At 72.7% G+C, this 25,902-nt stretch carries 24 protein-coding genes; 12 read left to right on the top strand and 12 right to left on the bottom strand.

Features of this window, described 5'->3' with window-relative positions; all coding sequences use genetic code 11:
- Positions 1-295: 295 nt before the first annotated feature.
- The 5 genes from ACFYW8_RS13415 to ACFYW8_RS13395 form a co-directional block, all read right to left on the bottom strand.
- Positions 296-2,005 carry a transglycosylase domain-containing protein gene (locus ACFYW8_RS13415; protein WP_389072270.1) on the bottom strand — a complete coding sequence of 570 codons (1,710 nt, stop codon included), beginning with the start codon at positions 2,003-2,005 and terminating at the stop codon, positions 296-298.
- A 212-nt stretch (positions 2,006-2,217) separates the two neighbouring features.
- Positions 2,218-2,955 carry a hypothetical protein gene (locus ACFYW8_RS13410; RefSeq protein ID WP_389072261.1) on the bottom strand — a complete coding sequence of 246 codons (738 nt, stop codon included), beginning with the start codon at positions 2,953-2,955 and terminating at the stop codon, positions 2,218-2,220.
- Positions 2,952-3,503, bottom strand: coding sequence for a SigE family RNA polymerase sigma factor (locus ACFYW8_RS13405; RefSeq protein WP_365869234.1), 552 nt, complete (start codon positions 3,501-3,503; stop codon positions 2,952-2,954). The genes ACFYW8_RS13410 and ACFYW8_RS13405 overlap by 4 nt, the downstream gene beginning before the upstream one ends.
- Positions 3,504-3,592: 89 nt before the next feature.
- Positions 3,593-3,787: a hypothetical protein gene (locus ACFYW8_RS13400; RefSeq protein ID WP_389072253.1), complete on the bottom strand. Its 195-nt coding sequence runs from the start codon at positions 3,785-3,787 to the stop codon at positions 3,593-3,595.
- A gap of 126 nt (positions 3,788-3,913) precedes the next feature.
- A complete protein-coding gene (locus ACFYW8_RS13395; protein ID WP_389072248.1) occupies positions 3,914-4,870 on the bottom strand; it encodes a L,D-transpeptidase in 957 nt (318 codons plus the stop codon).
- 111 nt (positions 4,871-4,981) lie between these two features.
- Between ACFYW8_RS13395 and ACFYW8_RS13390 the strand changes: the two genes are divergently transcribed.
- Positions 4,982-5,539, top strand: coding sequence for a SigE family RNA polymerase sigma factor (locus ACFYW8_RS13390; protein WP_365869237.1), 558 nt, complete (start codon positions 4,982-4,984; stop codon positions 5,537-5,539).
- A complete protein-coding gene (locus tag ACFYW8_RS13385; protein ID WP_389072240.1) occupies positions 5,529-6,257 on the top strand; it encodes a hypothetical protein in 729 nt (242 codons plus the stop codon). Before ACFYW8_RS13390 ends, ACFYW8_RS13385 begins: the two co-directional genes overlap by 11 nt.
- Positions 6,258-6,399: 142 nt before the next feature.
- Here the strand turns inward: ACFYW8_RS13385 and ACFYW8_RS13380 are convergent, their stop codons facing one another.
- Positions 6,400-7,293 carry an alpha/beta fold hydrolase gene (locus ACFYW8_RS13380; RefSeq protein ID WP_389072235.1) on the bottom strand — a complete coding sequence of 298 codons (894 nt, stop codon included), beginning with the start codon at positions 7,291-7,293 and terminating at the stop codon, positions 6,400-6,402.
- A 336-nt stretch (positions 7,294-7,629) separates the two neighbouring features.
- On the opposite strand from ACFYW8_RS13380, the gene ACFYW8_RS13375 reads away from it, so the two are divergent.
- Positions 7,630-8,019 carry a MarR family winged helix-turn-helix transcriptional regulator gene (locus ACFYW8_RS13375; RefSeq protein WP_389072230.1) on the top strand — a complete coding sequence of 130 codons (390 nt, stop codon included), beginning with the start codon at positions 7,630-7,632 and terminating at the stop codon, positions 8,017-8,019.
- An 11-nt stretch (positions 8,020-8,030) separates the two neighbouring features.
- Positions 8,031-8,309 carry a ribosomal protein L7/L12 gene (locus tag ACFYW8_RS13370; RefSeq protein ID WP_365869240.1) on the top strand — a complete coding sequence of 93 codons (279 nt, stop codon included), beginning with the start codon at positions 8,031-8,033 and terminating at the stop codon, positions 8,307-8,309.
- Between the two features lie 28 nt (positions 8,310-8,337).
- Here the strand turns inward: ACFYW8_RS13370 and ACFYW8_RS13365 are convergent, their stop codons facing one another.
- Positions 8,338-9,681, bottom strand: a complete 1,344-nt coding sequence (locus tag ACFYW8_RS13365) for a tetratricopeptide repeat protein (RefSeq protein ID WP_389072223.1) — start codon at positions 9,679-9,681, stop codon at positions 8,338-8,340.
- Between the two features lie 151 nt (positions 9,682-9,832).
- On the opposite strand from ACFYW8_RS13365, the gene ACFYW8_RS13360 reads away from it, so the two are divergent.
- Entirely contained in the window at positions 9,833-9,982 is a 150-nt protein-coding gene (locus ACFYW8_RS13360; protein ID WP_389072220.1) for a hypothetical protein, read from the top strand.
- Between the two features lie 52 nt (positions 9,983-10,034).
- Here the strand turns inward: ACFYW8_RS13360 and ACFYW8_RS13355 are convergent, their stop codons facing one another.
- The gene (locus ACFYW8_RS13355) at positions 10,035-10,436 is read right to left on the bottom strand and encodes a DUF397 domain-containing protein (protein WP_389072215.1); all 402 of its coding nucleotides are present in this window, start codon (positions 10,434-10,436) and stop codon (positions 10,035-10,037) included.
- A gap of 18 nt (positions 10,437-10,454) precedes the next feature.
- On the opposite strand from ACFYW8_RS13355, the gene ACFYW8_RS13350 reads away from it, so the two are divergent.
- Positions 10,455-11,702 (top strand): amidohydrolase, encoded by a 1,248-nt coding sequence (locus ACFYW8_RS13350; RefSeq protein WP_389072210.1) that lies wholly within the window; start codon positions 10,455-10,457, stop codon positions 11,700-11,702.
- Positions 11,703-11,744: 42 nt separating this feature from the next.
- On the opposite strand, the gene ACFYW8_RS13345 is transcribed toward ACFYW8_RS13350, so the two are convergent.
- The 3 genes from ACFYW8_RS13345 to ACFYW8_RS13335 all read right to left on the bottom strand — a co-directional run bounded on the left by ACFYW8_RS13345 (position 11,745) and on the right by ACFYW8_RS13335 (position 14,936).
- Positions 11,745-12,965 (bottom strand): hypothetical protein, encoded by a 1,221-nt coding sequence (locus tag ACFYW8_RS13345; protein ID WP_389072206.1) that lies wholly within the window; start codon positions 12,963-12,965, stop codon positions 11,745-11,747.
- A gap of 124 nt (positions 12,966-13,089) precedes the next feature.
- Entirely contained in the window at positions 13,090-14,187 is a 1,098-nt protein-coding gene (locus tag ACFYW8_RS13340) for a PP2C family protein-serine/threonine phosphatase (RefSeq protein WP_389072559.1), read from the bottom strand.
- A gap of 110 nt (positions 14,188-14,297) precedes the next feature.
- On the bottom strand, positions 14,298-14,936 hold the full coding sequence (locus tag ACFYW8_RS13335) for an NAD(P)-dependent oxidoreductase (RefSeq protein WP_389072203.1): 639 nt from the start codon (positions 14,934-14,936) through the stop codon (positions 14,298-14,300).
- 329 nt (positions 14,937-15,265) lie between these two features.
- Between ACFYW8_RS13335 and ACFYW8_RS13330 the strand changes: the two genes are divergently transcribed.
- A complete protein-coding gene (locus ACFYW8_RS13330; RefSeq protein ID WP_389072198.1) occupies positions 15,266-15,700 on the top strand; it encodes a hypothetical protein in 435 nt (144 codons plus the stop codon).
- 163 nt (positions 15,701-15,863) lie between these two features.
- Here ACFYW8_RS13330 and ACFYW8_RS13325 read toward each other — a convergent pair whose 3' ends face one another.
- Complete coding sequence (locus ACFYW8_RS13325; protein ID WP_365869249.1) at positions 15,864-16,421, bottom strand: SH3 domain-containing protein; 558 nt, start codon at positions 16,419-16,421, stop codon at positions 15,864-15,866.
- 302 nt (positions 16,422-16,723) lie between these two features.
- Between ACFYW8_RS13325 and ACFYW8_RS13320 the strand changes: the two genes are divergently transcribed.
- The 5 genes from ACFYW8_RS13320 (at position 16,724) to metG (ending at position 25,676) form a co-directional block, all read left to right on the top strand.
- Positions 16,724-18,406, top strand: a complete 1,683-nt coding sequence (locus tag ACFYW8_RS13320; protein ID WP_389072191.1) for a hypothetical protein — start codon at positions 16,724-16,726, stop codon at positions 18,404-18,406.
- Positions 18,407-18,539: 133 nt separating this feature from the next.
- Positions 18,540-19,439 carry a hypothetical protein gene (locus ACFYW8_RS13315; RefSeq protein WP_389072186.1) on the top strand — a complete coding sequence of 300 codons (900 nt, stop codon included), beginning with the start codon at positions 18,540-18,542 and terminating at the stop codon, positions 19,437-19,439.
- 124 nt (positions 19,440-19,563) lie between these two features.
- Entirely contained in the window at positions 19,564-21,498 is a 1,935-nt protein-coding gene (locus ACFYW8_RS13310; protein ID WP_389072181.1) for an FUSC family protein, read from the top strand.
- 269 nt (positions 21,499-21,767) lie between these two features.
- The gene (locus ACFYW8_RS13305) at positions 21,768-23,771 is read left to right on the top strand and encodes a VWA domain-containing protein (RefSeq protein ID WP_389072176.1); all 2,004 of its coding nucleotides are present in this window, start codon (positions 21,768-21,770) and stop codon (positions 23,769-23,771) included.
- 171 nt (positions 23,772-23,942) lie between these two features.
- Positions 23,943-25,676, top strand: a complete 1,734-nt coding sequence (metG, locus tag ACFYW8_RS13300; RefSeq protein ID WP_389072171.1) for a methionine--tRNA ligase — start codon at positions 23,943-23,945, stop codon at positions 25,674-25,676.
- The last annotated feature ends 226 nt before the right edge of the window (positions 25,677-25,902 follow it).

Here is a 25,902-nt window from a genome sequence, read left to right as displayed (position 1 = left end):
CGTTCCCGGAGGTCAGCCGTCGGGACGGCGGTTCCGCGATCTTTCCGGTGCGCGGACCCGTCCACCGGGCGAGCCTGTTGTGCACCGGACAGGCCGCGACGGCGGGTCCCGACCGGGCCGGCCCCACCGTCGCGGGGCCACGGCACGGCGGATTCCCCGGGGGGCGTACGCCGGCACGACCCGGTCGGCACACACCCGGCGCGGCGTGCCGGATCAGCCCGCCAGGAGTTCACGCTTCAGGTCGCGTGGACAGTTGGCCGTTGAACCTGATTCTCGGTGCACGCGGCCCGTCCTCTCATCGGCCCCCGAATGTCGGCCTGGGGGCCTGAACCGGCCACGGGGCGGCGGGAACCAGCCGGTTCATGACTCCCGCCACGACATTGGCGGCCGTTTCCGCCGCCGTGGAAGGGAGCTGGGCGATACGGGCCGGCTGTCCGCCGCGAGCGGGATGCTGGGCGAAGAGGGCGACCGTCGTGGACAGCTTCGCGTCGTACATGGTCTGCCACAGGGTGCGGGTTCCGGCGCCGCCGGTGAACACGCCCCAGCGCCCGCCGGCGGAGTACAGGATCTTGGTGAAGAGCCGCGCGGAGGACGGGTCCATCGCGGTACGGGTGTGCGGGCGCGCGGTGTAGACGGTGCGGCCGCCCCGGGTGATCCTCTGGACGGTGTACGGCTCGGCGTACGTGCCGTCGGCCGCCGCAGCGGCGTACGCGGCGGCCAGGGAGAGCGGAGTGGGCGCGGCGCGCTTCGCGAGCACGGTCAGCGGCGGGCGGAGCTTCACCTGGGTGAACGGCTCCAGCGCCGTGCCCGCCTCCACCGCTCCGGCCAGCGCGTCGTTGAACGGCTGCCGGGCGTAGTCCGCGCCCCCGTACAGCACGCGGACCGCGCCGTCGCCCGGTACCAGCGCGACGATCGCGGTGTGGAGGCTTATGCCCTTGGCGCCCGCCTTGCCCGCGACCGGTTCCGCCGCCGCGTCCTGGGCGGCGAGGTCGAAGGTGGTGCGGACGGTGTACCCGCCGCGGGCCAGTTCGTCCTGGGTGACGCCGAGCCGGTCGGCGGCCTCCGCGGAGGCCACGTCGATCAGGTACTGGCGCTGGCCGTCCGTGGCCCCGGGCGGATAGAAGCGGAACGCGGGGAGGCGGGCCGCGGCGCGCTGGGCCGGTGTGATGGCCCCGCTGTCGGCCATCGCGTCCAGCACCCACTCCCAGCGGCGCGTCAGTTTCGCCGTCACCGCGACGTCCGAGCCCGCCTTCTCGTAGTACGAGGGGATGTTGATGACGGCGGCGAGGGCGGCACCCTGGCTGACCGACAGCGCGGACGCGTCGACGCCGAAGTAGTTGCGCGCGGCAGCCTGGATCCCCGCGGCGCCGCGGCCGAAGTAGACCGTGTTGAGGTAGCCCTCCAGGATCTCGTTCTTCGACCGGGTGCGGTCCAGCTTGATCGAGATCAGCGCCTCGCGGGCCTTGCGGGACAGCGACTGCTGAGGACTGAGCAGGGCGTTCTTCACGTACTGCTGGGTGATCGTGGAGCCGCCCTGCCGGCCGCCGCCGCTCGCCGTCGACCAGGCCGCCCGGAGGATCGCGGTCGGCGAGATCCCGGTGTCCGTACGGAAGGAACGGTTCTCCGCGGCGATCACCGCCTCCTGGACGTGCCGCGGCACCCGGGCGAGCGGGACCTCCTGCCGGTCCACCGGGCCGCGCCGCCCCAGGTAGTCGCCCCGGCTGTCGGTGAACACCGTGCTCTCCATCGCCGTCTCCGGGTGCGGCTCGGGAATCCCGGTGAGCCGGTACGCCACCACCGCCGCGCCCACGAGCGTGAGCAGGACGACGAGCAGGGCGATCAGCGCGCGGCGCAGACGACGGCCGCGGGTGCGGCGGGCCTTCACGCGCCGGGTGCGGAGCATGCGGCCGAGGCCGCCCCGCATCCGGGCACCCTGGCGCCCGCCCTGCGCGGAGGCGGCGGTGCTCTCGGCCCGTGTCCCCCGCCAGGACGGCGTTCCCGGCACGGCTCGCGGTCCCCTCGCGCCTCGCGAGCCCCGAACACCGCTCGGGCCCGTCACGCCTTGTGAACCCCGCGCACCGCCCAGACCCGTCGCACCGTGTGAGCCTCGTCCGTCTCGCAGACCCGTCACACCTTGTGAACCTCGTACGCCTCGCAGACCCGTCACGCCTCGCGAGCCCTGCACACCTCGCGGGCCCCTGCCGCCTCGCAGCCCCCTCACGGTCGGTACCCCTGGCTCGCCAGGACCGCGCCCGAGCTGTCGTACACCGTGACTCTCAGGGGATCCACGGACGGCGCGTTGTCCGGCGCCGGGGTGGGCGGCGCCGGGGTCACCGCGTACCAGGCGGCCCAGCCGGGCCTGCCCGCGAGGGTCAGGGCGGTGGCGTGGACGACTCCCGCGGCGGTCGTGACCTCGACGTGGGCCACTTCGCCCGAGCCGCGGAAGACCCCGGAGAACAGCGTGCGGCCGTCGTTCCAGTAGGACGCCTGGAGCGAGACGCGGGGGGTGCTCGGATCGGGGTGGGCGTTCAGGATGCCGTGCGACTGGACGGGCATGCCCGGTTCCGTCCAGTGCGAGCCTTCCTTCGTCAGCCAGATCTCGGTGCCGGAGGCCACCCGCACCCGCTCGCCGGATGCCACGACCCGCACCCGCCCGGCGGTCTCCGCCGGGGACGGGGTCGCGCTGTCGCCATGGGCGGCGGGCGAGCTCGCCGGCTCGCCGAACCCGAGGCCGGCGCCGTCGTGGAGTCCCACCACGGCGAGCGGCACCAGCAGGGCACCGCAGGCGGCCCCCAGCACGGTGGTCCTGCGCCGGCGCCGACGCCGGCGGCCCTCGCGCTCGATGGCGGCCAGCGGCACGGCGGAGGGCGTGACGTCGTACGCGGCGTCGGCGAACACCTCGCGCAGCCGCTCGGCCTCGGCCGACATGCGTGCGGAACGGGACGAGAGGCTCATGAGCGTGCTCCGGAGACGGGGTGGCGGCCGGCGAACACCGGGTGGGCGCGCAGCGCCTGCAGGCCGCGCCGGGCATGGGTCTTGACGGTGCCGACCGAGCAACCGAGCAGCTGGGCCGTCTCGGCCTCGCCCAGGTCCTCCCAGTAACGCAGCACCAGGACGGCGCGCTGCCGTGCCGACAGCGCGGCCAGCGCGGTGTCCAGAGCGGCCCGCTGGGTGACGGCCTCCGCGTGTCCGGGCTCGCGCTGGTGCGCCCGCTCGGGCACGAAGGGCATCAGCAGCTGCGCGACCCGTCTCTTGCGCGTCCGGCTGAGGTTGTTGTTGACCAGCGAGCGGCGTACGTAGAAGTCGACGTCGTCGCTCGGGATGCGCCGCCAGCGGGCGTACACCTTGGCCAGAGTGGTCTGGACGAGGTCCTCGGCGTCGTGGAAGTCGCCGGTGAGCAGGTGCGCGGTGCGCACCAGGCGGGGCCAGGCAGCGCGGGCGTACGCGGCGAAGTCGCCGCTTTCGGGCTGGACTTCGAAGGTGGGGGTGAGGTTGTGCGGCACGACCTGCGGTCCCTCGGGTCGGGTGCGTGGGGGGTGTTTCAGGGCGCGGGAGCCGGCGCCTGGACGGCCCGACTCCCGCGCCCGCGTGCTCAGTTCAGGTCCAGACGGGAGTGGACCGCGCCCTCGGTGCCTCGGACGACGATGCGGCGGACGTCGAGGCCGTCACTGTGGGCCGGCAGGTCGGCGCCGACGCACCGGACGCCCCAGCCGAGGTCGCCGGCGAGTTCCGGGAGCCTGCCGTGCGGGGTCCCGGCGGCCGCGACATACTTCTGAATCCCTGCCATGAACGGACAACTCCTCGTGACCTGATGGGCGTTCGGACGGCGCAAGGGCGCCTCTCCCCTCCTACAAACTCCCGGCGCCCGCCGGCCGGATGACACCGGTCCGAAGATTTTCCGTACGGACGTGCGTCAGTCGAGCGCGCTCGCCGCCCGCCACTGGTCCCAGCTCAGGTTCCAGTCGCCGTAGCCGTTGCCGACGGCGACCGTGTCGCGGGAGCCGTCGACCTTGACGATGTCGCCGGGGATGACCTCGTCGTAGAACCGCTTCGCGGTGCCGTCGGTGGCGAGTCCGACGCAGCCGTGCGTGACGTTCTGGCGCCCGCCGTAGGTGTTCGCCTTCGGGTTCTGGTGGAGGTAGGTGCCCGAGGTGGTGAGGTGGACGGCGTAGTAGTAATAGCCCGCGTACGCGTCGCCGTAGCCCACGGACCGCGAGTTCATGAAGACCTTCGTCGCCTTGTCCGAGACGACCATCGTGCCGTTCCAGGTGTCCATGCCCGGCGCGCCCGCGGTGATCGGCACGCGGCGCGACGAACCGGCCTTCTCAACCGTCATGAAGTGTGTACGGACATCCACCGTGGCGACGAGGGAGCGGCCCACCGTGAAATGCCTGGTGATTCCGGCTCCGGCCCGGACGGTGACCGCCGTGCCGGGCTTCCAGTACGCGCGGGGCCGGAAGTCGACGCGCCCGCCGTCGGCGAGGTTACGGTCCCTGACCCAGCCCCAGGAGCCCTCGACATCGGCCGTCACCTTCAACTGCCGTTCCACATCGGCCCGTTCGGCCACGGGTATCGGATGGTCGAAGGTCACCGATATCGGCATGCCCACGCCCACGGTCTGCCCGTCGGTGATGTTGATGTGCGCGCCCGTCAGGGACTTGGGCGGTGTGGCGGAGGGCTTCGGCCGGGCCTCGCCCGTGGGACCGGCGGTCCCGGTGGCGGCCGGCCCGCCGCCGGGACCGGCTCCGGTACCCCCGCTGCCGTCGGCCACCGCCTGCGCCGAACACCCGGTGAGCGCGAGCGCGCACACGGCCGCCGCGCTCCAGGCGCGGGCGAACCGGCCGCGGCCGCCTCTCGGTTCCGTGGTCATGGTGATCCCCCTGTGGTGTGTTTCGATGTGCGACGTACGGGACCTGTACGCACGACAGGGACGGCCGGGTTGCACACGGCCGGCGAAACTGCGGAAATTCCGGCGGGGGGCATGACCGAGGAAGAGTTCGACGCGTTCTACGCGACCGCGTTTCCCCGGCTGACCGGCCAGCTCTACGCGTTCACCGGGGACCACGGCGAGGCGCAGGACGTCGTCCAGGAGGCGTTCGTCCGCGCCTGGGACCGGCGGCGGGAGTTCCTCGCCGACGGGGCACCCGAGGCGTGGATACGGACCGTGGCGACGCGGCTCGCGGTGAGCCGCTGGCGTCGTGCCCGCCGCTGGCTGGAGCTGGTGCGGCGCACACCGCCGTCCGACCACACCCCGGGCCCCGGCCCCGAGCGCACCGCGCTCATAGCCGCGCTGCGTACGCTGCCCGAGGCGCAGCGGATGGCGATCGTTCTGCACCATCTGTGCGACTTGAGTGTCGAGCGGGTAGCCTCCGAAACCGGTGCTCCCGTCGGCACGGTCAAGGCGCGGCTCTCCCGGGGCAGGGCGGCGCTGGCACGGGTGCTGTCGGAGGATTCGGCGGGCCCGGCCGGCTCCGCGCGTTCGCTGGACTCCGCGGGTATGCCGGACAAGGGGGAGAGGGAGGACGACCGTGTCCCATGAACTCACCTCCGAACTGCGGGAGTTGGCAGCGGAGGGCGAGAGGCCGCCGACGCTGACCGGTGCGGAGATCCGCGGCCGGGCGGTACGCCGCCGACGCCGTCGCCGCACGGCGATGGCCGCGGCCGGCGCCTCCGTCGCGGGAGCGCTCGTCCTGGTCGTCGTGGTGAGCCTGGGCGGCGGCACGCACCACGATCCGCCCCCGGCCGCCAGTCCCACCGTCACCCCCAGTCCCCCGGTGGCGACGCCGGACGCCACGATCGACCTGGGCCGACGCGTGATCTCGGTCGCCGGCCGCGAACTGACGCTCACCTCCGACAGCCTGACGGGTTATGTACCGACCCTCCGGTCCACGGTCACCGTCAAGGAGCCCACCATGATGGTCTCCGGCAAGACCGTCGGCTTCAGCGGCGCCTACAGCTTCAAGGCCTCCTGGGCGATCGAACTCACCGCCCCCGACGGCACGACGGACTATGTCGGTGCCATCACGGGCGACGAGAAGGGCTTCTACGACGCCGTCCACGGCTGGATCGGCCTGCGCGAGGCCGATGCCAAGTGGCTGTACGAGCGGCTCGCACCGGGCTCGGTGGTCGAGATCAGACCTTCGAGCGGCGGGCCTTCCTCGCCGGACCCGACGGCGGTGGACGGCGGCACGGGCGGCACGGGCACGAGCCTGGGCACCGGCTCGGGAGCGCCGGGCTCGGGACCCTCGGGCGGCTGACGCCTCGGCGCGCGGCCGGTCGGCGCCACGGAAGGGGCGGTGCCGGAATCCTCCGGTACCGCCCCTTCCGGCTTTCCGTCCAGGTGCCCAGGAGCCCGACATGGCGTCCGGTGAGCCTGAAGCGTCGTACGGGAGATGAAACTCAACGCCCCTGGCCGGAAGCGCTCCCGGCACCGGCAGTCGCGCCGAACCGAGCAGCCGTCTTGGCATCGGTCGTGGCATCGGTCGTGGCATGGGCCTGCGCGTCGATGTGCGCGTCGAGCGCGGCGAACGTCGCCTCGGGGCGCTCGATGTGCGGCAGATGGCCGGCCTCGGCGATCGGCTCGAACCGTCCTCGCGCGAACGCCCGCGCGTAGGCCCGCCCGTACGCGGGCGTGACGACGCGGTCGCTCTCGCCCCACAGCACGAGGGCCGGGATCCGCACCCGGCCGAGCCGGTTCAGGAGCTTCGGGTCGTGCATGTACGGGTCGCCGGCCAGGAGGCGCAGGGTGGCCATGTTGGCCCGCTGGGCCGCGATCCGCTCCTCGGTGAGGGTGGCCGGGTCCACGGCGAACCGGGCCGGATCGTGGAACGAGTACGCGGCGATCTCGTCCGGGCGGAGCCCGAAGATCTCGCGGACCGGCTCTCCCGGGACGGCCACGCCCGCCGCGTTGATCAGCACCAGCGAACCGATCACCGCGCCGTCGTCGCGGAAGGCCATCTCGGCCGCGGTCCAGCCACCGAGCGAGGAGCCGACGACGAGGACGTCACGATGACCCTCGTCCCTGAGCCAGTGCAGATAGGCGATCGCCAGGTCGTCGACGCCGGTGAACCAGTCGGGACGCTCGGTGCCGTTCCAGCCGGGGTGCGTGGGGACGACGGCGCGCATGCCGTGCCGGCCGGCCAGATGCGCGGCGACACCCTGGACGGTGGCGGGCCCGCCACCGCCGTGCAGGACGAGCGCGAGCCGGCCGTCGGCGGGGCCGGTCTCGGCGAGGGTGAGGGGGAGGTCGGGGCGCGGGTGGACGGTGCGGGTTCGCATCTCGGTGTCGGTCATGCGCCCCACGGTATCTACGCATACGTATATACGCAACCTTAGATTCTGGACTAGGATGCGGCCATGACCTCGAACCACGAGAGCCCCGGGGCCGGCGACGGAGCCGACGCGGCCGGGACCGGGACTACGGCCGGGACCGCTGCCGGGGCCGCTCCCGGTCCTGGTCCTGGTCCCGCAAGCAGCGGCGGGACCGGGAGCGGCCTCGACGCTCCGGCCGCCGTGGCCGCCGACCCGCCCTCCGTATCTCCCACTCCCCCCGCTTCTCCCGCTTCTCCCTCCCCTGCCGCTTCTCCCTCCCCTGCCGCTCCGGTCGATCTCGAAGAGCTGGGGCGCGCCGTGAAGGAAGCGCAGTACCGGCATCACCGCGCGCTCGACACCCGCCTGGCGGCGGTGGGCACGACGCTGGCGCAATGGGACGCTCTGCGGGCGATCGCCCGTACGCCCGGAGCGTCCGCGCACGAGCTGGCGGTCGCGACCTTCCAGGGCGACCAGTCCTTCGGCACCCTGGCCTCCCGGCTCGCGGCCCAGCACCTCATCGAGCGGCGGCCCGGTCGCGGCCGGCGTATCGAGCACCACCTGACGGAAGCCGGCGAGCGCGTCCTGACGGCGGGGCGCGCCGTCGCCCGCGAAGTCCTCACCGCGTCCTTCGGCCCGCTCGAAGAAAATGAACGGGCCACACTGATCGGCCTGTTGCGCCGCATCGGCTCCCCGGCCGATGCGCTCTAGGATCCGTGACCATGGAATTAACCGCTCTCATCGCCCTCGCCGGACTCGTCGTCGCGAGCTTCGCCGCCCTGGAGGGCAAGCTCGCCCGAACCGACCGCAGGATCGCCCACGTCGAGCACCAGCTCGACCTGATACTCGACCGGCTCAGCATCCGCGAGGAGCCCCCGCATCTGCCCGAGGTCATCGCCCTGGTGCGCGAGGGCAAGAAGATCCAGGCGATCAAGGCCTACCGCGAGGCCACCGGGGCGGGTCTGAAGGAAGCGAAGGACGCGGTGGACGGCATGGCCTGACGCCCCCGCCGGTCCATCCCGCCCGGGGTCAGAGAGGGGGCTGCGCCGGGGCCGGACCGAGGGTTGTCGTGCCGGGGGCGGTGCGGTGGCCGAGGCCTGTGCGGTAGGCGTCCAGGGCCGCTTCCACCCGGCCGGTGCGCCGCAGCAGGTCGCCCAGCAGCCGGCACAGGTCCGCCAGGTCCCCCGCCGCGCCCGCCCGCTCCAGCAGGCTCATCGCCCGCACATAGTGCTCCTCCGCCGCCTCGGTGTCCCGGGCGTCCTCCGCGATGATGCCGAGCAGTCGGTGCGCGGCGGCCGAGTGGATGGCGCCCCGCTCGGAATGCAGATCACCGAGCACCTGTTGCAGCAGCTCTCCGGCCTCGTCGGACTTGCCGCGCCGGTGCAGCACATCGGCCAGTTCCACCGCGACCTGGCTGGTGTAGAGCGCGGCCCGCTTGGCGGAGAGCATGGCCTGCGCCTCGCGCAACTCGCTCTCGGCACGCTCCAGCTCACCGTTCTGCGCGTACAGGTACCCGCGCATCCAGTGGCAGTTGGCGAGCTCGGTGCGGATCTGGAGCTGCCGGTAGAGCTCGGCGGCCTTGGCGAGGGAGGCGTCGGCCTCGACGATCCGCCCTTCGGCGATCATCGTCCGCGCCACCGACCGGTGCATCCGCGCCACCAGCGCCGGGTCCCCGACCTGCGGCGCGAGGGCGAGCGCGAACTCGGCGGCCTGGGCGGCACGGGCATGCGCGCCCATGTCCATGTAGGGCGCGATGACTCCCGTATAGAGAAGGAGCAGCGCTTCGGGGTCGTGCAGGCCCGTCCGGTTGAGTTCGTCGAGGGTGGACTCGAACAGGTAGCAGGCGTAACGGAGTTCACCGGCGAGGTAGTGAGAGACCGCCCGGCCGCGCACGGCGGGCACCCGCTGCGGCAGCGGCGCGTCCCCCAGCCGCTGCTCGGACTCCTCGAAGCGCCGCTGCGCCGTCTCCAAGTCCCCCATGTCCAGGGCGCATTCGCCGAGTCCGAGGAGCGCGGCGGCCTGCTCGGCGACCAGCCCATGGGCCTCCGTCTCCGCGAGCAGCACGGCGTAGACCTCGGCGGCCGGCTCGGCCTCCCCGGTGGCGAGTGTGCGCTGCGCGTCGGTCAGCCTCAGCCGCAGGTCGGTGGCGAGGTGGGCGGGCCGCCCGGTCGCCAGTTCCTCGTACGCGATCCCGAGCCGGCCGGCGATGTGCCGCAGCGCCGGTTCGGAGGCCCGCACCCGGCCGGCCTCCAGGGTGGAGATGTACGCGGGCGTGTACGCGGGCTCCGCCAGCTGTTTCTGCGTCAAGCCGCGTTCCGTACGCAGCTGTTGCACCCTGCGCCCGATGATCTCAGGGTCGTCCCGCTCCGCCATGGGGTAAGCATGCCATCAAGCCGCGTCAAGTCAGTCCAGCTTTTGACTACTGTCCAACCGCCTGGGCCCTCTTGCGATGTGAGCCCGGGAGCCTCTACGTTAAGCGCCGGATTAAGCATGCTTAATACGCCGCTGTTGTTGCGAGGTCACCGTGCTCCGACGTATTTCCGCGCGCTACTCCAGGGGGCTCCTGGCCGCCGTCATCGCGGTCGCCGCGCTGGTCACGGCGGCGAACGTGGGCCCGGCGAGAGCGGCCGAGCAAGCCCCCGCCGTGCACACCGCCTCGCACGCCGCTCCGTAGACGGCGTCCGGGGCACGCCGACGTCCCCGCGACCCGCCCCGGACCGAACCCCTCAGATGGTGCCGTCCACCGCTGCCCCGACGAACGCGGCAAAGGCACCGGCCCCGACCGTGAAGACCCCTTGGGCGGGGTCCTTCGAGTCACGGAGGGCTACCCGGGTGGCCAGAGGGGCCACCTCGACGCAATCACCGCCACCGCAATCACCGCCACTGCTCCCGCTGTACGTCGACTTGCGCCACCGCGCACACGTCGGGCGGCCGGCGCGGGCTGCTGATCGTGGACGTGGTGACCGACCGGTGGGGCCGGCATCCGCTGCCCGGACGCGGCAAGACCGTCCGGTTCGAGTGCCGCACCGCAGTCCGCGCCCCTGCGTGACCCACCCGCCGGGCGTCCTCGCGGTCGCCCCGCCGTCAGGTCGTACGGCAGCGGCGAATCCCCCTTGCGAGGGACGCATGGCGCCTACCCTGGCCGGGTGACCTCTACAGCCGCTCGCACCGCGCTGGACCTCACCGCCGACCTCCCGGTCCTGGCCCTGGAGGACCTCTACCGGGACCTGCACCGGCATCCCGAACTGTCGCTGCGCGAACACCGTACGGCCGCCGCCCTCGCGGAACGGCTGCGCAAGGCCGGGTACGACACGACCGAGGGCGTCGGCGGTACGGGCGTCGTCGGCGTGCTGCGGAACGGGGACGGGCCCACCGTCCTGCTGCGCGCCGACATGGACGCGCTGCCCGTCGCCGAGGAGACCGGGCTGCCGTACGCCTCGGGGACCGACGGGGTCATGCACGCCTGCGGTCACGATCTGCACGTCACGTGGCTGACCGGGGCGGCGGACGCACTCTCGGCCGGGCGCGACACCTGGTCCGGCACGCTGGTGCTGGTCGGGCAGCCCGCCGAGGAGACCGGCGAGGGCGCGGCCCGCATGGTCGCGGACGGGCTGCACCAACGCTTCCCTCGGCCCGACGTCCTGCTCGCCCAGCATGCGGCCCCCGGCCCCGCCGGGCTGTACGCGCACTCCCCGGGCCTGATCATGTCCGCCTCGACCGACATCGACATCGTCGTGCACGGACGGGGCGGGCACGGTTCGCGGCCCGAGGCGACGATCGACCCGGTGGTGACGGCGGCGTACATCGTGACGCGGCTCCAGACGGTCGTCAGCCGGGAGATCGCGGCCCGGGAGTCGGCCGTGCTCACGGTGGGACGGATCGAGGCCGGCACCCGGCACAACATCATCCCGTCCGAGGCCCGGATCGCCCTGAACCTGCGGACCCAGTCACAGGATGTCCGGGAGCGGATGATCACCGCCGTGCGGCGCGTCGCGGCGGGCGAGTGCGCGGCGGCCGGCTGCCCGAGCGAACCGGAGATCACCGTCGGCAGCGACTTCCCGATGACGGTCAACGACGCCGAGACCGACCGGCGGATCGCCGCCGTGCACGGCGAGGTCTTCGGTGCCGGGACGATCCTCGACCCCGGTCCGGCCATGGGCAGCGAGGACTTCCCACGGCTCGCGGCCGGTGGGATCCCCTACTCCTACTGGTTCGTGACCAGCACCCCGGCCGACGTGTGGAACGCGGCCCCGGGCGGCGACGACCTCATGACCCGGCTCGCGGCCGTGCCCAGCAACCACAGTCCGCACTTCGCCCCCGACCTCAGCACGGTCGCGCCGGGCGTACGGACCCTGGTGTCGGGGGCGCTGGCGTCGCTGTCGGCCGGCGGCTGAACTCCCCCCGGACGCGGGCCCGCGGGCGCGAACCCAGCGGACTCAGTTCTGCGTCTGCAACTGGCGCAGCTGTTGCCGCACGTGGTCGAGGGCGCCTTCCCTGCGGCCGGGCACGCGCAGCCTCAACCGGGCCAGTTCCGCGCCGAGTTCGCGGGCCCGTGCCGGGTCGCCGATACGGCCCCACTGGTGGTGCGCGCGGTCCACGGCCGACTCCACCTCCGGGGCGTCCGGCGCCTGCCCGGCGTCCAGCCGGGTCCCCGCGACAGCGAGCCAGCCGCGGCAGCTGCGCTCCGGGTCCCCCGCGAACATCGCCAGGTCGGCCCGTACCTCCATCCAGTGCAGCACCTGCTCGGAGCCGTACCCGTACGCGCGCAGCGCCTCCCGTTCCCGCCGCCCCGCCAGCGCGAGGGCCTCGTCGTGCCGGCCGTCCCGGACTGCGGCGGTGATCTCCTCGTGGGGATCGGACGGCGGGGAACTCACGGGCTGAGCCGATTGGCCGGGGAGAATCACGGGCGGCGCAGACGGCACGGTCGGTGGAACCGGCGGGGGCGGCGGGGTCCGCGGCGGAGACGTCACGGTCGTGAACCCCGGCGCCGGGGGCCATGGTTGCCCGGCCCACGACTGCCGGGGTTCGAACACCAGGTCCGCCGCCCCTGGCCGGGCGGCCTCCTCGCCCGTCGTCCTCGCCAGGGCCTGCTGGTGGAGCTGGAGGAGAGGAGGGCGGTGGCCGCTGCGCAGAAGGGCGGCGACGGCTTTCATGTAGGCCGGCTGTGCCACCGTACGACGGGGCGGCGGCGGGGCGACGCGGCCGTACAGCGCGGTCGCCGGGCCCACGGTGAGCGGGCGCCCGGCGAGGAACTCCCAGGTGTCCGCGTCCGCGTGCAGGTCGATGAACACGGTCGTCGAACCCGCCGGGCGCAGCCGGAGCTCCTCGGCGACCCAGTGCCAGGGGAAGGCCGTGTAGCGGACCGTCGCCGGGGTGGTGCGGGCCAGCGCGAGGTGCGGAAGCCTTTGGCGGCGGTCCAGTTGGAGCTGTCCCGTCACGAACATCGTCAGCGGTCCCGGAGCCGTCGCCGCCGCGCGCAGCCGGGTCAGCACGGCCTGCGGCTCCAACGGGTCGGCCAGTTCGACGACGTTCGCGGTGTCGGTGCCCGACAGCACCGGCGGGGCGACGGCCGCGAGCACGGGGAGCACGGACGCCGCGTCCACCAGGCACCCCTTGCCCACCGGCGAAGCAGCGAGGAGCAGCACGGTTCCGGGCATAGGTTCCCTCCCCCATCGATCAGGTACCTCAGCACCGTAACGGCTGCGCATGCAAAGGGGGGACGCGAAGAGTGCTGACGCCCGGCCCGGCCGCGGGCCCCGAAGTCCGCCTCGGCCGCCCCGGTCACGTCCCGCGCTCGCCGCGCGCCCGGCGCCGTACGGCGAAGATCGTCGTGTCGTCGGCGAGCCGGCCGCCGCAGTGGTCCAGGGTGCCGTCGCGCACGAACCGTACGAGGAGATGCGGCTCCGCCGTGCGCGGGTCGCGCGCCAGCGCCTTGGTGAGGGCGTCGCGGAGCGGGAAGAACTCACCCGCCGCGTCACGCGCCTCCGTCACCCCGTCCGTGACCAGGAGCAGCGTCTCGCCGGGAGTGAGCGGGACCCGGAGCACCGGCGGTGGCGCGAGCGTCAACTCGCTCAGGCCCAGCGGGAGTCCGTCCCCGGGCGGCAGGCTGCGTACGCCGTCGGCGGTGACCACGAGCGGGGGTTCGTGGCCGAAGTTGATCACCTCGACGGTGCTCGGCGTGTCCTCGGGGAAGGCGACCAGGACCGCGGTCGCGAAACGGTCGCCCTCGTCGCGGCCGACCGCCGCGCAGTAACGGACGTGCCGCAGCATCCGGACCTCCAGCCGCCCGGCGACCGTGTCGAGTACCCGCTCGTGGTACGCCGCCTCGCGGAACGTTCCGAGCAGCGCGGCCGCCGCCTCCACCGCCGCGAGTCCCTTGCCCTGCACGTCGCCGAGCAGCAGCCGGGTGCCGTGCAGGCCGGGCTGGATGTCGTAGAAGTCGCCGCCGACCCTGGCCTCGCTGTCGGCGGTGAGGTAGACGGCCGCGTGGTCCAGGCCGCCCCAGCCCGGCGGCATCGGGCGCAGCACCGTACGCCGGGTCGTCTCGGCGACATCCCGCATGTGCAGCATGCGCCGCTCACCGCGCACGCGCAGGGAGCAGGCGAGGGTGGCGAGGACGCCGCCCGCCACGACGAGGACGAAATCCGGCAGGCCCGTCTGGTACTGGTGCGGCCACGACGTGTCCACGACGCTGTAGGTGCACAGCGACATCAGCCCCAGGGCCACCGTGCCCAGCACCCCGCAGATCGCCGCGGCGACGGCCGGGACCACCACGACCCACGAGATGATCCGGAATCGCCCGGAGGTGTTCGCGTCGAGCAGCGCGATACCGACGAGCAGCAGCAGCGGCGGCACCCAGGCGACGTTGCGCCCGCGCATCCGCAGCGGTTTCTGCCGTTGGACGGCGTCGGGCGGCCCGGCGTGCGGAAGTCGGCCGAGTACGGATCTCCGGTCGGCCACCTCGCCGTACCGCCTCCTTGTTCGTGCTCTCAGTAAGCGACGGACATACGGCCGTGCGGGTGAATGGGCATCTCCAGCTGGTCGACGAAGGCCATGGCGTAGTCCTCGGCGCTGATCCGGCTGTGGCCTTCCGGGTCGGTCAGCATGCGGTCGCCGCCGATCCTGAATTCGCCCGTGCGTTCGCCGGGTCCGATCTCGGCGGCGGGTGAGATGTACGTCCAGTCGAGGTCGTCGACGTCGGTCCGCAGGTAGGCAAGGGCGTCTCGGTGCGCCAGCGCCTCGGGAAGGTACTCCTCGGGGAAGTCGGGCTGGTCGCAGGCGGCCTCACCGGGCGCGACCTCCAGGGTGCCCGCGCCGCCGACGATCACGAGCCGGTGCACCCCGGCCGACCGGACGCCCTCCACCAGGGAGTGGTTGAGGGCGAGGAAGGGTTCGCGGGGATCCGAGCCGTCCCGGGGCGGGACACAGGCCGACCCCACCGCGTCCGCGTCGGCCACCAGTTCGGCGACCTTCGCCGTGTCCGAGGCATCGGCCGCTGTCGCGGCGACCCCGGGAGCCGGGGACTGTCCGGACCGGCTGACCGCGACGACCTGGTGTCCGCGCGCCGACGCCTCCGTGGCGATACGGCTGCCGACCATGCCGGTGGCACCAAAAAGTACGAGCTTCATGCACCTCAGCGAAGCACGCGACCATGATCACCGCATCCCGGCGACGCGGGGGAAAGGGGATGCGCGGCCGTGCGGTGGGGGGTGCCGTGGCGGTTCGGTGGCGGTTTCGGTGGGGGTGCCGTGGCGGTTTCGGGGGGGGCGGGTCCCGTGGGGTCGGGTGGGGGCCCGTCAGGGGCGAGTGGCGGGTCCCGTGGCCCTATCGCGGGCGGGTGCCGTGGCGGTTTCGAGGGCGGGTCCCGTGGCGGTTCGGTGCGGTGCCGTCCCGACTTGCCAGGGGCTTCGGCGAGGTGTGACCTGGAAGGCGGGGGCGAGCAGAGAGGAGTCCTTCCATGGCTCAAGCCGCACCCGTGTCAGGGACACCACGTACATCCGGATCGACCGACGTCTTCGGGGAACGGACCCACACGATCGCGAAGTGGGCCGTACCCGTCGCCGGCGGGCTCATCTACGGCTTCTGGGCCGCCAACATCAACCGGAACGCAGGTGCCGTCACGGGCTGGAACGTGCTGTTCGGCTTCGTGTGCGCCATCGCGTTCGCGGCGGCCTACATGGGCGTCCGCACGGTGGCTCCGCTGATGCGGCGCGAGATGCACGCGCTGCTGTGGGCCGTGTTCGCGGGCTGCGCGTTCGGCTTCCTGTACAGCCAGACCGACGCGACCGTCCTGCGGTCCGTGTTCATGTCGCTGCCGGTGGCGGTGGGCGTGTTCGCGGTGGCCTTCTACCGCTACTACACGCACGAGGACGGAACGGGAAAGGCCCGCTGACTCCGTACCGGGCCGGTCCGACGTCGCGGTACGCCGGACCGGCCCCCGGCCCACAGCGCACAGCTCACTGCGCGCACCTCGCACTTCACACCCCACAGCAGCTCACAGCGCATGAGGCCCCGGCGGACCGCCGGGGCCTCATGCGTCTCCCTCACTCACCCACTCACCTGCCACCTGGGACCCAGTCCCAGGAGTTCGAGGAGGAGCCGGACACGGTCCAGCTCCACGCGCTGGAGACGGTGAAGGTCCAGGAACCGGAGGCGGTCACACTCCAGCCGGGGTCGTCGGCCGGGTTCCGGTTGTTGTCCCAGTGCGCGTTGTGCCACACCCCGTCCTTCTGGTCGGGGCACGGGTCCGAACAACTCGGCACCCATCGGCCGCCGGTGTCGACGAAGGCGGCGCTGGCCCAGGCATGGGCGCCGACGAGCCAGTACCAGCTGGTGTCGCCGGACACGCTCTGCCCTCTCACCGCGCACTCGACGCGGTCCTGGCTGCCCGGTGAGAGCGAGCCGACGACCGGCGAGTGCGTGCTGGGCTGAAGCCGCAGGTTCAGTTCTCCACGGGAGACGACGGTGCCCCATACGGGACTTCCGGAGCCGCCACCGCTGCCGGTGTGCGCCGACGGAGCCGCCGCCATGGAGGTACCGGCGGCCGCGACGGTCAGTACACCGCCGCTGAGCAGGGCCGCGGCAAGAGTCCGCAGGGCCGGGGTGGTGCGCATATCGGCCTCCTTTTCCCCAGATCCAGGAAACACCCGTTCGGGTGAGGGCTCCACCTGAGCGGCCAAAGTCCTTGGGGCCGCTGGGATGCACGGGGCGAGCCAGGCTGCTCGCACCCGTGCGCCCGGGGGTCGCGGCAGGAGGGCATCCGGGTGGGGGAGCATTGCCCACTCGAGGCAGAGGAAGGGCGGGGCGCACACCGCGAGACACGTCGAGTTCATACAACCTTTGCCCGCGCTCGGCGATCTGAGTGGGCGATCGGATTGCCGGTCCGCCTCAACGTAAGTCCGCCGAAGGAGCACCCGTGCCGAGACCTCTGCCCCGTAACGCCCTCCGGGCCGGTGCCACCGCCTTCGCGACGGGCCTGCTGACCCTGGGCGCGCCCTCCCTCGGCCAGGCCGCGGAGACCGCGCAGACACTGGAGTTCACGGTCTCCGAGGGTGGCAACCCGCTGCAGGTGGAGCCGTATCAAGATCACAGCGCCACCGCCTACCTGCACGCTCGCAACACCGGGTCGCAGCAGTTGACGGACTTCACGGTGACGGTCGACGCCACGGCCGTCAAAGGCCAGATGAGCCTGGAGCCCCCTGCCGCCTGCGTCGAGAAGCAGCAGCTCCTGTACGTGTGCGACGGCGAGAAGCTGAACTACGGCAAACCGCTTCAGCCAGGCGACGTCATGCATGGCCTTACCCTGCGATTCCAGACCCTCTCGACCGCGCGTCCCGGTTTCACGGGCGACGTCCGGATCTCCGCCGAAGCCGGTGACACAACGCTCGGCGGGACGACGCTCAAGGCGGAGGTGCCGGACATGGGCCCGCTCCTCGACCGGAGCACCCCCAGCGACACCCGGCTGAAGACCGGCGAGACAGTGCGTCCCGAACTCGGCTTCACGAACTTCAGTTCCCGGCCCTTGAACGGCGTCTACATCGCCATGCGCGTCGGCCAGGGGCTGTCGTTCAGCAAGGAGTTCAGCAACTGCGAGTACGGCCGCATAGGGCACGCCGGCGCCGGCGTCGGGGCTCGCTGCTACGTCGAGACCCCGGTCGCAGCGGGCGGCTCCTATGACCTCGACGACTTCTCGGCGAAGGTCGGCAGCACCGCGAGGGTCGAATGGTGGTCCGTGGCCGTGTACGGCACGACCGACGGATACGACTACAAGAACCTGAATCTGACCGACGTCCACCGCGGCACCGGGCGGGCGTTGGAAGTCACTCCCCGGGCCGACGGCCCCAAGCCGTTCAACCGGAACTACGGGACCGGCTGGGTCTACACGAACAACCCCTTCGACCTCGAAGCGCTGGGGACCACCGTCCACGGCACGGCCGGCCAGGTGGTGGAGGCGAAGCTGGGCGTCCGGAACAACGGGCCCGCCTCCATCGAGCAGTACGACCGCGGCGAAGGCCCCATGGACGGCCCTTCCTCCGAGGCCCACGTGACGATCCCACCCGGCACGACGGCGGTGAAGGTCCCGCACCTCTGCAGCTCGGACGACGACCGGAACTCGTCGGACAACGACAAGCACTGGGGCAAGCCTGGCGGCAGGCATTACACCTGTTTCCAGGACCCGAACGACTCGTACTTCGACGCCGGACAGCTCACGCCGTTCGTGTTCGACCTCCGCATCGACAAGCCGGCCGACCTCGCACCCGGTTCCATCAAGGTGACGCTGCCGCACCAGGACAGCAACGCCAAGGACAACACCGCGGCGATCACGGTGACCGCCGACGGTTCCCAGGGCCACGGCTCCGGCTCCTCCGGCGGCTCCTCCTCCGGCGGCAGCTCCGGATCCGGCGGCACCTCCGGCTCCGCCTCGGCCGGCACGGGCACCGGCACCGGCACCGGCACCGCGGCTTCGGACAGCACGGGGCAGGGCTCGATGGCCGACACGGGCACCGGCGCGCTGCCCTGGTACGCGACCGCGGGGGCCGTGGTCGCCCTGATCACGGGCGGCAACCTGTTCGTCGTCGCGCGGCGCCGCAGAAACTGAGACGAGGACGGGGACCGGACGGGGACCGGGGCATGTCTCCGCGAGTGCGGCGGCAGCCCGTTCGGCTTGTCATATGCGCCCATTTGCAGTCGGCCCGGTCGCGTACGGCGGCCGGGAGGCCTTGCCTGAAGACGTGTCCCCTCGTGTCCGGAGCGCTCTGTCGGCCGTGCTGATCGTGCTCGCCTGCCTCCTCGCGCCGCTCGGCGCGCTGTCGACGTGGGCGACGTACGGGCTCGGCGACTCCGGACGGTACGAGGCCACCATGGCGCCCCTCGCCGCCGACGACGACGTCCGGGCCGCCATCGCGGCCGGCGTCACCGACGACATCCTGCGCGAAGTACACGTACGGCCAAGGCTCCAGGGACCGGTGAACCACTTCGTGGCCGACGCCGTGCGCTCGTTCACCGAGACCGAGGCGTACCGCACCGCGTGGGAGGCCGCCAACCTGGCCGCGCACGACGCCGTGATGCGGGCGCTGCGCGAGGACCGCGAGGGTGCGGTGACCGTCGATCTCGCGCCCGTCACCGAGCGGGTCAAGCGCCGGCTCGCCGACGACCACATGCCGTTGGCCAACCGGATCCCCGTCGAGCACACCGAGATCACCGTGCTGGAGGCCGAGGACCTGGCCCGGCTCCGGAAGGGGTTCCACGTGCTCGAAGTCGCCGGTTTCTGGCTGCCGGTGGCGTCGGTCGTCTTCGCGGCGGTCGGGATCGTCATCGCCGTACGCCGCCGCCGGGCGGTCCTCGCCACGGGCCTCGGCACCGCACTGGGCGCCGCCCTGCTCGGTGGCGCGATCAGCGTCGGCCGCAGGCTCACCCTCGACGACCTGCCGCCCGACGTGTCCCGCATGGCCGCGGGCGCCGTGTACGACGCCCTCACCGACACCCTCCGGTTCGTCAGCTGGCTGCTGCTGGCCGTGGGTCTGACAGTGGCTCTGACCGCCACGCTGACCGGCGCCTACGCGCGCCGGCGGCGGGCCGCCGAGGCACCCCGGCGGACTCCGGCCGAGCAGTCCACACGCGTGGGCGCCTGACCCGCCGCGAGTCCGCGGAACGCGCCGTCGGCCGGACTTCGCACCTCGCACCGGGGGACCCGCGCAACCCCCACCAGCGGGGCCGAACCGGAGGCCGGCCCCGGAAAACCGCCATACTCGGTACATGTCCCGCGAGTTCCCCATCGGCCTCACCCCGCCCGACTGGCTGGTCAGGAACCTCAAACCGCAGCGGGTACCGGTCAACCGGGCCGCCGCGGCCCGCGCCGCCGTCGCCCTGGCGCTCCCCCTCGCCGTCGGCCTCGCCTACGGCGAACCCGCGTACGGCGCCCTGGCCTCCATGGGCGCGCTGTCCGGAGTCATCGGCGACACCGCGGACGCGTACCGCATGCGGATCTTCAACATCGCCTTCCCGCAGTTCTTCGGCGCGATCGGCGTCACGATCGGCGCCGCGGTCTTCGGGCACGGCTGGGTCGCCGTCGCCACCCTGACCGGAGTCGCCCTGGTCTCCGGGATGATCTCGTCGATCGGCGCCGTCGCCTCCGTCACCGGCCTGCTGCTGCTCCTCAACTGCGTGATCGGTGCCGGACTCCCGCTGCCCGGCGCCTGGTGGCTCGCCCCGCTGCTGATGTCCGGCGGCGGGCTCCTCGTCCTCGCCCTGACCCTGCTCGCCTGGCCGCTGCGCTCGGGGGTGCCGGAGCGGTCCGCCGTCGCGAGCACCTACCGCACGGTCGGGGACCTGCTCGCCGCGAGCGGCACCGACGACTACGAACGTCTCCGTCTCGCCGTCACCCGGTCACTGAACGAGTCGTACGACGTCGTTCTCGCCCGGCGCGCGTTCCACCACGGCCGCAGCCCCGACCTCGTCCGGCTGCTCGCCCAACTGAACGCCGTCACCCCCGTCGTCGAGGCCGCCCCCGCCGCCCACCAGCGGGGCGAACCGCTGCCCCCGGAGATCCCCGCCGCCGTACGACGGATCGCCGAGACCGTCGAGACCGGCGGCACCGGCCCCCTGGAACTGCGCTTGCCCGCCCCCGCCGACGAGACCGGGCGCGCCGTCGACCACGCGCTGCGGCACGCCGCCGGCGTCGTGACGGACCGGTCCCCCGACCCGCACGGCCTCGACGACCGCCTCGGCCGGCCCGCCGCCCTCCGCGTCCGCGCCGCCCGCGCCACCCGCAACGTCCTGCTGTCCGCCGCCTCCTGGCGCTACGGCACCCGCCTCGCCCTGTGCATCGGCCTCGCCCAGGTGCTGGTCTCCACCGTCGCGGTGCCGCGCTCCTACTGGGTGGCGCTCACCATCACGTTCGTCATGAAGCCCGACTACGGCTCCGTCTTCTCCCGGGCACTGCTGCGCGCGCTCGGCACGGTCGCCGGTCTGGTGGTCGCGGCGGCCGTACTGACCGTCGTGCCGCGCGGCTGGTGGGACGTGCCCGTGCTGATGCTGCTCGGCGCGCTCATCCCGGCCCTGACCCCGCGCGGCTACGGCTATCAGACCGCCGCCATCACCCCGGTGATCCTGCTGCTGTCCGACGTCCTCAACCACCAGGGCACCGGGCTGATCGTCCCCCGCCTCGTCGACTCCCTCATCGGCTGCGCGATCGCCCTGGTGGCCGGCTACCTCCTCTGGCCGGAGAGCTGGCACGCCCGGGTCGGCGACCGGCTCGCGAACGCGGTCGCCGACACCGCCGGCTATGTCGAGCTGGCCTTCGGGGACGCAGCCGAGCCCGCGGCCCGCGCCCGCGGCAGGCGCCGCCTGTACCGCGACCTGTCCTCCATCCGTACGGAGTTCCAGCGCGCGCTGACCGAACCGCCGCCGAACGGGCGCCGCGCCGCCGCCTGGATGCCGCTCGTCGTCGCCGTCGAACGGATCGTGGACGCGACGACCGCCGCCCGGGTCCGCGTCAAACAGGGCGCGGCCGAGCCGTCCGCCGCCGAGATCTCCACCATCGCGCGCCAGCTGCGGGAGCTGGCCGAGGGACTGCGCGAGACCGACGTGCTCTTCGCCGTCCGCACCGACCTCACCGGGCCCTCGGACAGCGTGCTCGAACCGGTTCGGCAGGAGGTCGCGGCGGCCCGGGCGATCGCCTCGCCGCACTGAGCCGGGCCGTGCCGGAGCCCTGACCGGCTTTACCCTCCTGTTGCGATCCCTTGACACAAGCGTGATGCCGGGGGAGGGCGCGTCACGGGACCCCTAATTCCGACAAATCGCCGCGGCGGGAAAGTGAACCAGTGGGCGCCGCAAGGGGGTTGACGTGACGGTCGTCCGGTGTGCCGCCCCTGCCGAAGATCACCATCTATGGCCGCTAACCTTACGTGTCCGTCCTGGCCAGGGATTGACGGGATCAACTCACGCGAAGGGTTGCGCACATGGGCATTCTCACTCTCCTGCGGAATGCGATCGGCCGCTCACGCAAGGGTCGTGACGCCGACGCGGAGACCTCGCGAGAGGCCACGTCGACCGCGACGGTCCCGGCTCCCGCCGCGGAGCCGACGCTCACCCCGGAGGCCGAGCCGGCCTCCACCCCCGTACCGGAGGCCGAGGCCACCATCCCGGCTCCCGCGTCCGAGCCCACGCCCTCCGTGGTCGACGAGCTGGTGTCGGCCGCCTTCGACAACGTGACGGTGCCGAAGCAGACCCCGTCTCCTTCCGCGGAAGAGACGACTGCGGAAGAAACGCCTGCGGCGGAGCACCCGGCGGAGGAAACCCCGGAGGCGCCCGCAGCGGCAGAGACCGAGCCCGTAGCCGAGCTCGCCCCCGACGCGGAGGCGGCGCCGGTCGCCGAGACGGAGCCGACCACCGAGGCGGAGGCCGTCGCCGAGACGGAGGCTGTCGCTGAGGCCGAGGCCGAGGCCGAGGTCGAGGTCGAATCGACCGCCGAGGTCAAGGCAGAGGCCGCCGCCCCCGACGTAGAGGCGGCGCCCGTCGCTGAGGCCGAGACGGAGCCGACCACCGTCGCCGAGCCCGTCGCCGAGACGGACGGCGTTTCTGAGGCTGAGGCCGTCACCGAGTCCGAGGCTGAGCCGGTCGTAGAGGCCGAGCCCGTGGCCGCGACTGAGGTCGAGGTCGAGGCTGCCGTCGAGCCCCAGCCCGAGGCGGAGCCGGTCGCGGAGGCCGAGCCCAGAACCGAGACCGAGCCGGTCGCCGAGGCGGAGGTCGAGACCGCCACTGAGGCGGAAGCCACTGCCGAACCTGTAGCCGAGCCGGTCGTGGAGGCGGAGCCCGTCGCCGAGGCTGCGGCTCCGGTCGAGCCCGGGCCCGTCGCCGAGGCGGAAGCAGCCGCGGAGGCGGAGCCGGTCGTCGAGACCGCGCCCGTAGCCGAGGCTGCCGCCGTTGCCGAGCCCGAGGCCGAGCCGGTCGTCGAGGCCGAGCCGGTCGTCGCCGAGGAGGTCACTCCGGTGGCCGCGCAGGTGGACGAGCCCGCGGTCGCCGACGGCGGCGAGTCCCCGCAGGTGGCACCCGCGGCTGACGTCGAAAGCCGCACGGGTGGTGCGGGTGAGAACGAGGACGCCGAGGGCGAAGCCGAGGCGGAAGCCGACGTCGCCGAGGCGGAGCCGGTCGCGGCCGAGGGCGAAGCCGAGGCGGACGCCGCCGACGCCGCCGCCGCCGACGCCGACGCCGACGCGGACGCCGACGCGGAAGCCGACGCGGACGCCACCGAGGCGCAGGGGGGCGTGACCGAGGGCGGGGCCGAGGCGGCGACGCCGGGTACCTCCGCCGTCACGGCCGCCCACGTCAAGGCGGAAGCCCCGGCCCTGGTCACGGCGTACCAGGAAGCGGGTACCGCGCTCGAGAAGCGGGACCTCACCGGAACGCGCGCCAAGGTCTACCTCGTACTCGACCGCTCCTCGTCCATGCGGGCGTACTACAAGGACGGTTCCGCCCAGGCCCTGGGCGAACAGGCCCTCGCCCTCGCCGCCCACCTGGACACGGACGCGACCGTCCACGTCGTCTTCTTCTCCACCGAGCTGGACGGCACCGGCGCCCTCACGCTCGCCGAGCACGAGAACAAGGTCGACGACCTGCACGCCGGCCTCGGCCGCATGGGCCGTACGAGCTACCACGCCGCCGTGGAGGAAGTCCTCACCCACTACCGGGGGTCGGGCACCACCGACCCGGCCCTGGTGATCTTCCAGACGGACGGCGCCCCGGACGCCAAGACCCCCGCCACCCAGTCCCTCACGGACGCGGCGAAGGACCACCCGGGTGTCTTCTTCTCCTTCGTCGCCTTCGGCGAGCACGACAACAAGGCCTTCGACTACCTCCGGAAGCTGAAGACCGGCAACACGGCCTTCTTCCACGCGGGCCCGGCCCCGCGTGAACTGACGGACGTCGAGGTCTACGACGGCGTCCTGGAGAACTGGCGCCCGTAACCCGTACGCCCGCGTACACCGCACCACCGGGCCGCCCCTTCCCACGCCTTAAAACGGGAAGCGGGCGGCCCACCCATGTCGGCTACGATTTCAAGGTTCACCGGCGACGACCCGCCCACCGGAAATCCGACGCGATCGTCGCCCCACGTAGCGACCTGGGAGCAGCCCGCGATGGCTCGACACCTCATCACCAGCGCCCTTCCGTACATCAACGGGATCAAGCACCTGGGCAACATGGTGGGGTCCATGCTCCCGGCGGACGTGTACTCCCGGTACCTCCGCCAGCGCGGCCACGACGTCCTGTACATCTGCGCGACGGACGAGCACGGCACCCCCGCCGAGCTGGCGGCCAAGGAGCGCGGCCTGCCGGTCGACGAGTTCTGCGCGCAGGCGCACGACGCGCAGAAGGCCGTGTACGACGGCTTCGAGCTGGCCTTCGACTACTTCGGCCGCAGCTCAAGCCCGGAGAACCGTGACATCACCCAGCACTTCGCGCGCCGCCTGAACGAGAACGGCTTCATCGAGGAGCGCGCGATCCGTCAGGTGTACTCGCCCGCCGACGGCCGCTTCCTCCCGGACCGCTATGTCGAGGGCACCTGCCCGCACTGCGGTTACGACAAGGCCCGCGGCGACCAGTGCGAGAACTGCACGCGCGTCCTCGACCCCACGGACCTGATCGACCCGCGTTCGGCGATCTCCGGCTCGACGGACCTGGAGGTCCGCGAGACGAAGCACCTCTTCCTCCTGCAGTCGAAGCTCCAGCACGAGGTCGAGGAGTGGGTGGCCCGTCACGAGTCCGAGTGGCCGCAGCTCGCCTCCTCCATCGCCCGCAAGTGGCTGACCGAGGGCCTGCACGACCGCGCGATCACCCGGGATCTGGACTGGGGTGTCCCGGTCCCGGCCGACACCTGGCCCGAGCTGGCGGCCGAGGGCAAGGTCTTCTACGTCTGGTTCGACGCCCCGATCGAGTACATCGGCGCGACCAAGGAGTGGGCCGACCAGTCCGGCCACGAGGCCGAGAACCGTGACTGGAAGTCCTGGTGGTACGACGCGGACTCCGGCGAGAACCCGGTCCGCTACACGCAGTTCATGGCGAAGGACAACGTGCCCTTCCACACCGTCATGTTCCCGGCCACCGAGCTGGGCGTGCGCGAGCCGTGGAAGAAGGTCGACTACGTCAAGGCCTTCAACTGGCTGACGTACTACGGCGGGAAGTTCTCCACGTCCCAGAAGCGCGGCGTCTTCACGGACCACGCCCTGGACATCCTGCCCGCCGACTACTGGCGCTACTTCCTCATCGCCAACGCCCCCGAGTCGGACGACTCGTCGTTCACCTGGGAGCACTTCACGGCCACGGTCAACAAGGACCTGGCCGACACCCTCGGCAACTTCGTCAACCGCGTGCTGTCCTTCTCCAAGAAGCGCTTCGGCGAGGAGGTCCCGGCGGGCTCGGAGGCCGGCGAGGCCGAGGCGAAGCTGGGCGTGGAGATCGCGGGCCTGCTCGCGGAGTACGAGACCCAGATGGAGGCCCTCCAGTACCGCAAGGCGGCCGCCGCGCTGCGCGCCCTGTGGTCCGCGGGCAACTCCTACCTGGAGGAGAAGGCCCCCTGGCTGGAGATCAAGACCAGCCCCGAGGGCGCGGCGCTGACGCTCCGTACGGCGATGAACCTGATCCACCTCTACTCGGTGGTCTCGGAGCCCTTCATCCCGGCGTCCGCCCGCGCGATGCGCTCGGCCTTCGCCCTCGCGGACGACACGGCGACCTGGGTGACGCCGGACGAGGCCCGCGCCCTGTCCTTCCTCCCGGCCGGCACCCCCTTCACCGTTCCCCCGGTCCTCTTCGCCAAGATCACGGACGAGGACCTGGAGTCGTACAAGGAGCGCTTCGGCGGCGCGCCGGAGTAACCGGACGACCGCTCGACAGGAGCCCGGGAACGAACCGTTCCCGGGCTCTTCGCTTGCCGGAAGCGATGCCGTACGGCCGCCCGGAGCGGGCACCGGCCCATGCTCCCGACCTGCAAAGGAGCCCAGGAGTGGCCTTGGAGGACGCATCCGGCCTCTCTCCTCACCGAACCCGGGCCCGCGCCCTCCGAGGCCGCTGCCAGGCCGTCGGAAACCTGCTGGAGGCCTT

Source organism: Streptomyces sp. NPDC002742, assembly GCF_042888885.1.
GTDB lineage: Bacteria > Actinomycetota > Actinomycetes > Streptomycetales > Streptomycetaceae > Streptomyces.
This window is presented reverse-complemented; position numbering and strand designations above follow the sequence as displayed.

Excerpts from the sequence above, each read along its gene's own strand:
- ACFYW8_RS13410 (WP_389072261.1), bottom strand. The coding sequence starts at position 2,955 with ATGAGCCTCTCGTCCCGTTCCGCACGCATGTCGGCCGAGGCCGAGCGG.
- ACFYW8_RS13400 (WP_389072253.1), bottom strand. The coding sequence starts at position 3,787 with ATGGCAGGGATTCAGAAGTATGTCGCGGCCGCCGGGACCCCGCACGGC.
- ACFYW8_RS13395 (WP_389072248.1), bottom strand. The coding sequence starts at position 4,870 with ATGACCACGGAACCGAGAGGCGGCCGCGGCCGGTTCGCCCGCGCCTGG.
- ACFYW8_RS13390 (WP_365869237.1), top strand. The coding sequence starts at position 4,982 with ATGACCGAGGAAGAGTTCGACGCGTTCTACGCGACCGCGTTTCCCCGG.
- ACFYW8_RS13380 (WP_389072235.1), bottom strand. The coding sequence starts at position 7,293 with ATGACCGACACCGAGATGCGAACCCGCACCGTCCACCCGCGCCCCGAC.
- ACFYW8_RS13370 (WP_365869240.1), top strand. The coding sequence starts at position 8,031 with ATGGAATTAACCGCTCTCATCGCCCTCGCCGGACTCGTCGTCGCGAGC.
- ACFYW8_RS13365 (WP_389072223.1), bottom strand. The coding sequence starts at position 9,681 with ATGGCGGAGCGGGACGACCCTGAGATCATCGGGCGCAGGGTGCAACAG.
- ACFYW8_RS13355 (WP_389072215.1), bottom strand. The coding sequence starts at position 10,436 with ATGCGTCCCTCGCAAGGGGGATTCGCCGCTGCCGTACGACCTGACGGC.
- ACFYW8_RS13345 (WP_389072206.1), bottom strand. The coding sequence starts at position 12,965 with ATGCCCGGAACCGTGCTGCTCCTCGCTGCTTCGCCGGTGGGCAAGGGG.
- ACFYW8_RS13340 (WP_389072559.1), bottom strand. The coding sequence starts at position 14,187 with ATGCGCGGGCGCAACGTCGCCTGGGTGCCGCCGCTGCTGCTGCTCGTC.
- ACFYW8_RS13335 (WP_389072203.1), bottom strand. The coding sequence starts at position 14,936 with ATGAAGCTCGTACTTTTTGGTGCCACCGGCATGGTCGGCAGCCGTATC.
- ACFYW8_RS13330 (WP_389072198.1), top strand. The coding sequence starts at position 15,266 with ATGGCTCAAGCCGCACCCGTGTCAGGGACACCACGTACATCCGGATCG.
- ACFYW8_RS13325 (WP_365869249.1), bottom strand. The coding sequence starts at position 16,421 with ATGCGCACCACCCCGGCCCTGCGGACTCTTGCCGCGGCCCTGCTCAGC.
- ACFYW8_RS13310 (WP_389072181.1), top strand. The coding sequence starts at position 19,564 with ATGTCCCGCGAGTTCCCCATCGGCCTCACCCCGCCCGACTGGCTGGTC.
- ACFYW8_RS13305 (WP_389072176.1), top strand. The coding sequence starts at position 21,768 with ATGGGCATTCTCACTCTCCTGCGGAATGCGATCGGCCGCTCACGCAAG.
- metG (WP_389072171.1), top strand. The coding sequence starts at position 23,943 with ATGGCTCGACACCTCATCACCAGCGCCCTTCCGTACATCAACGGGATC.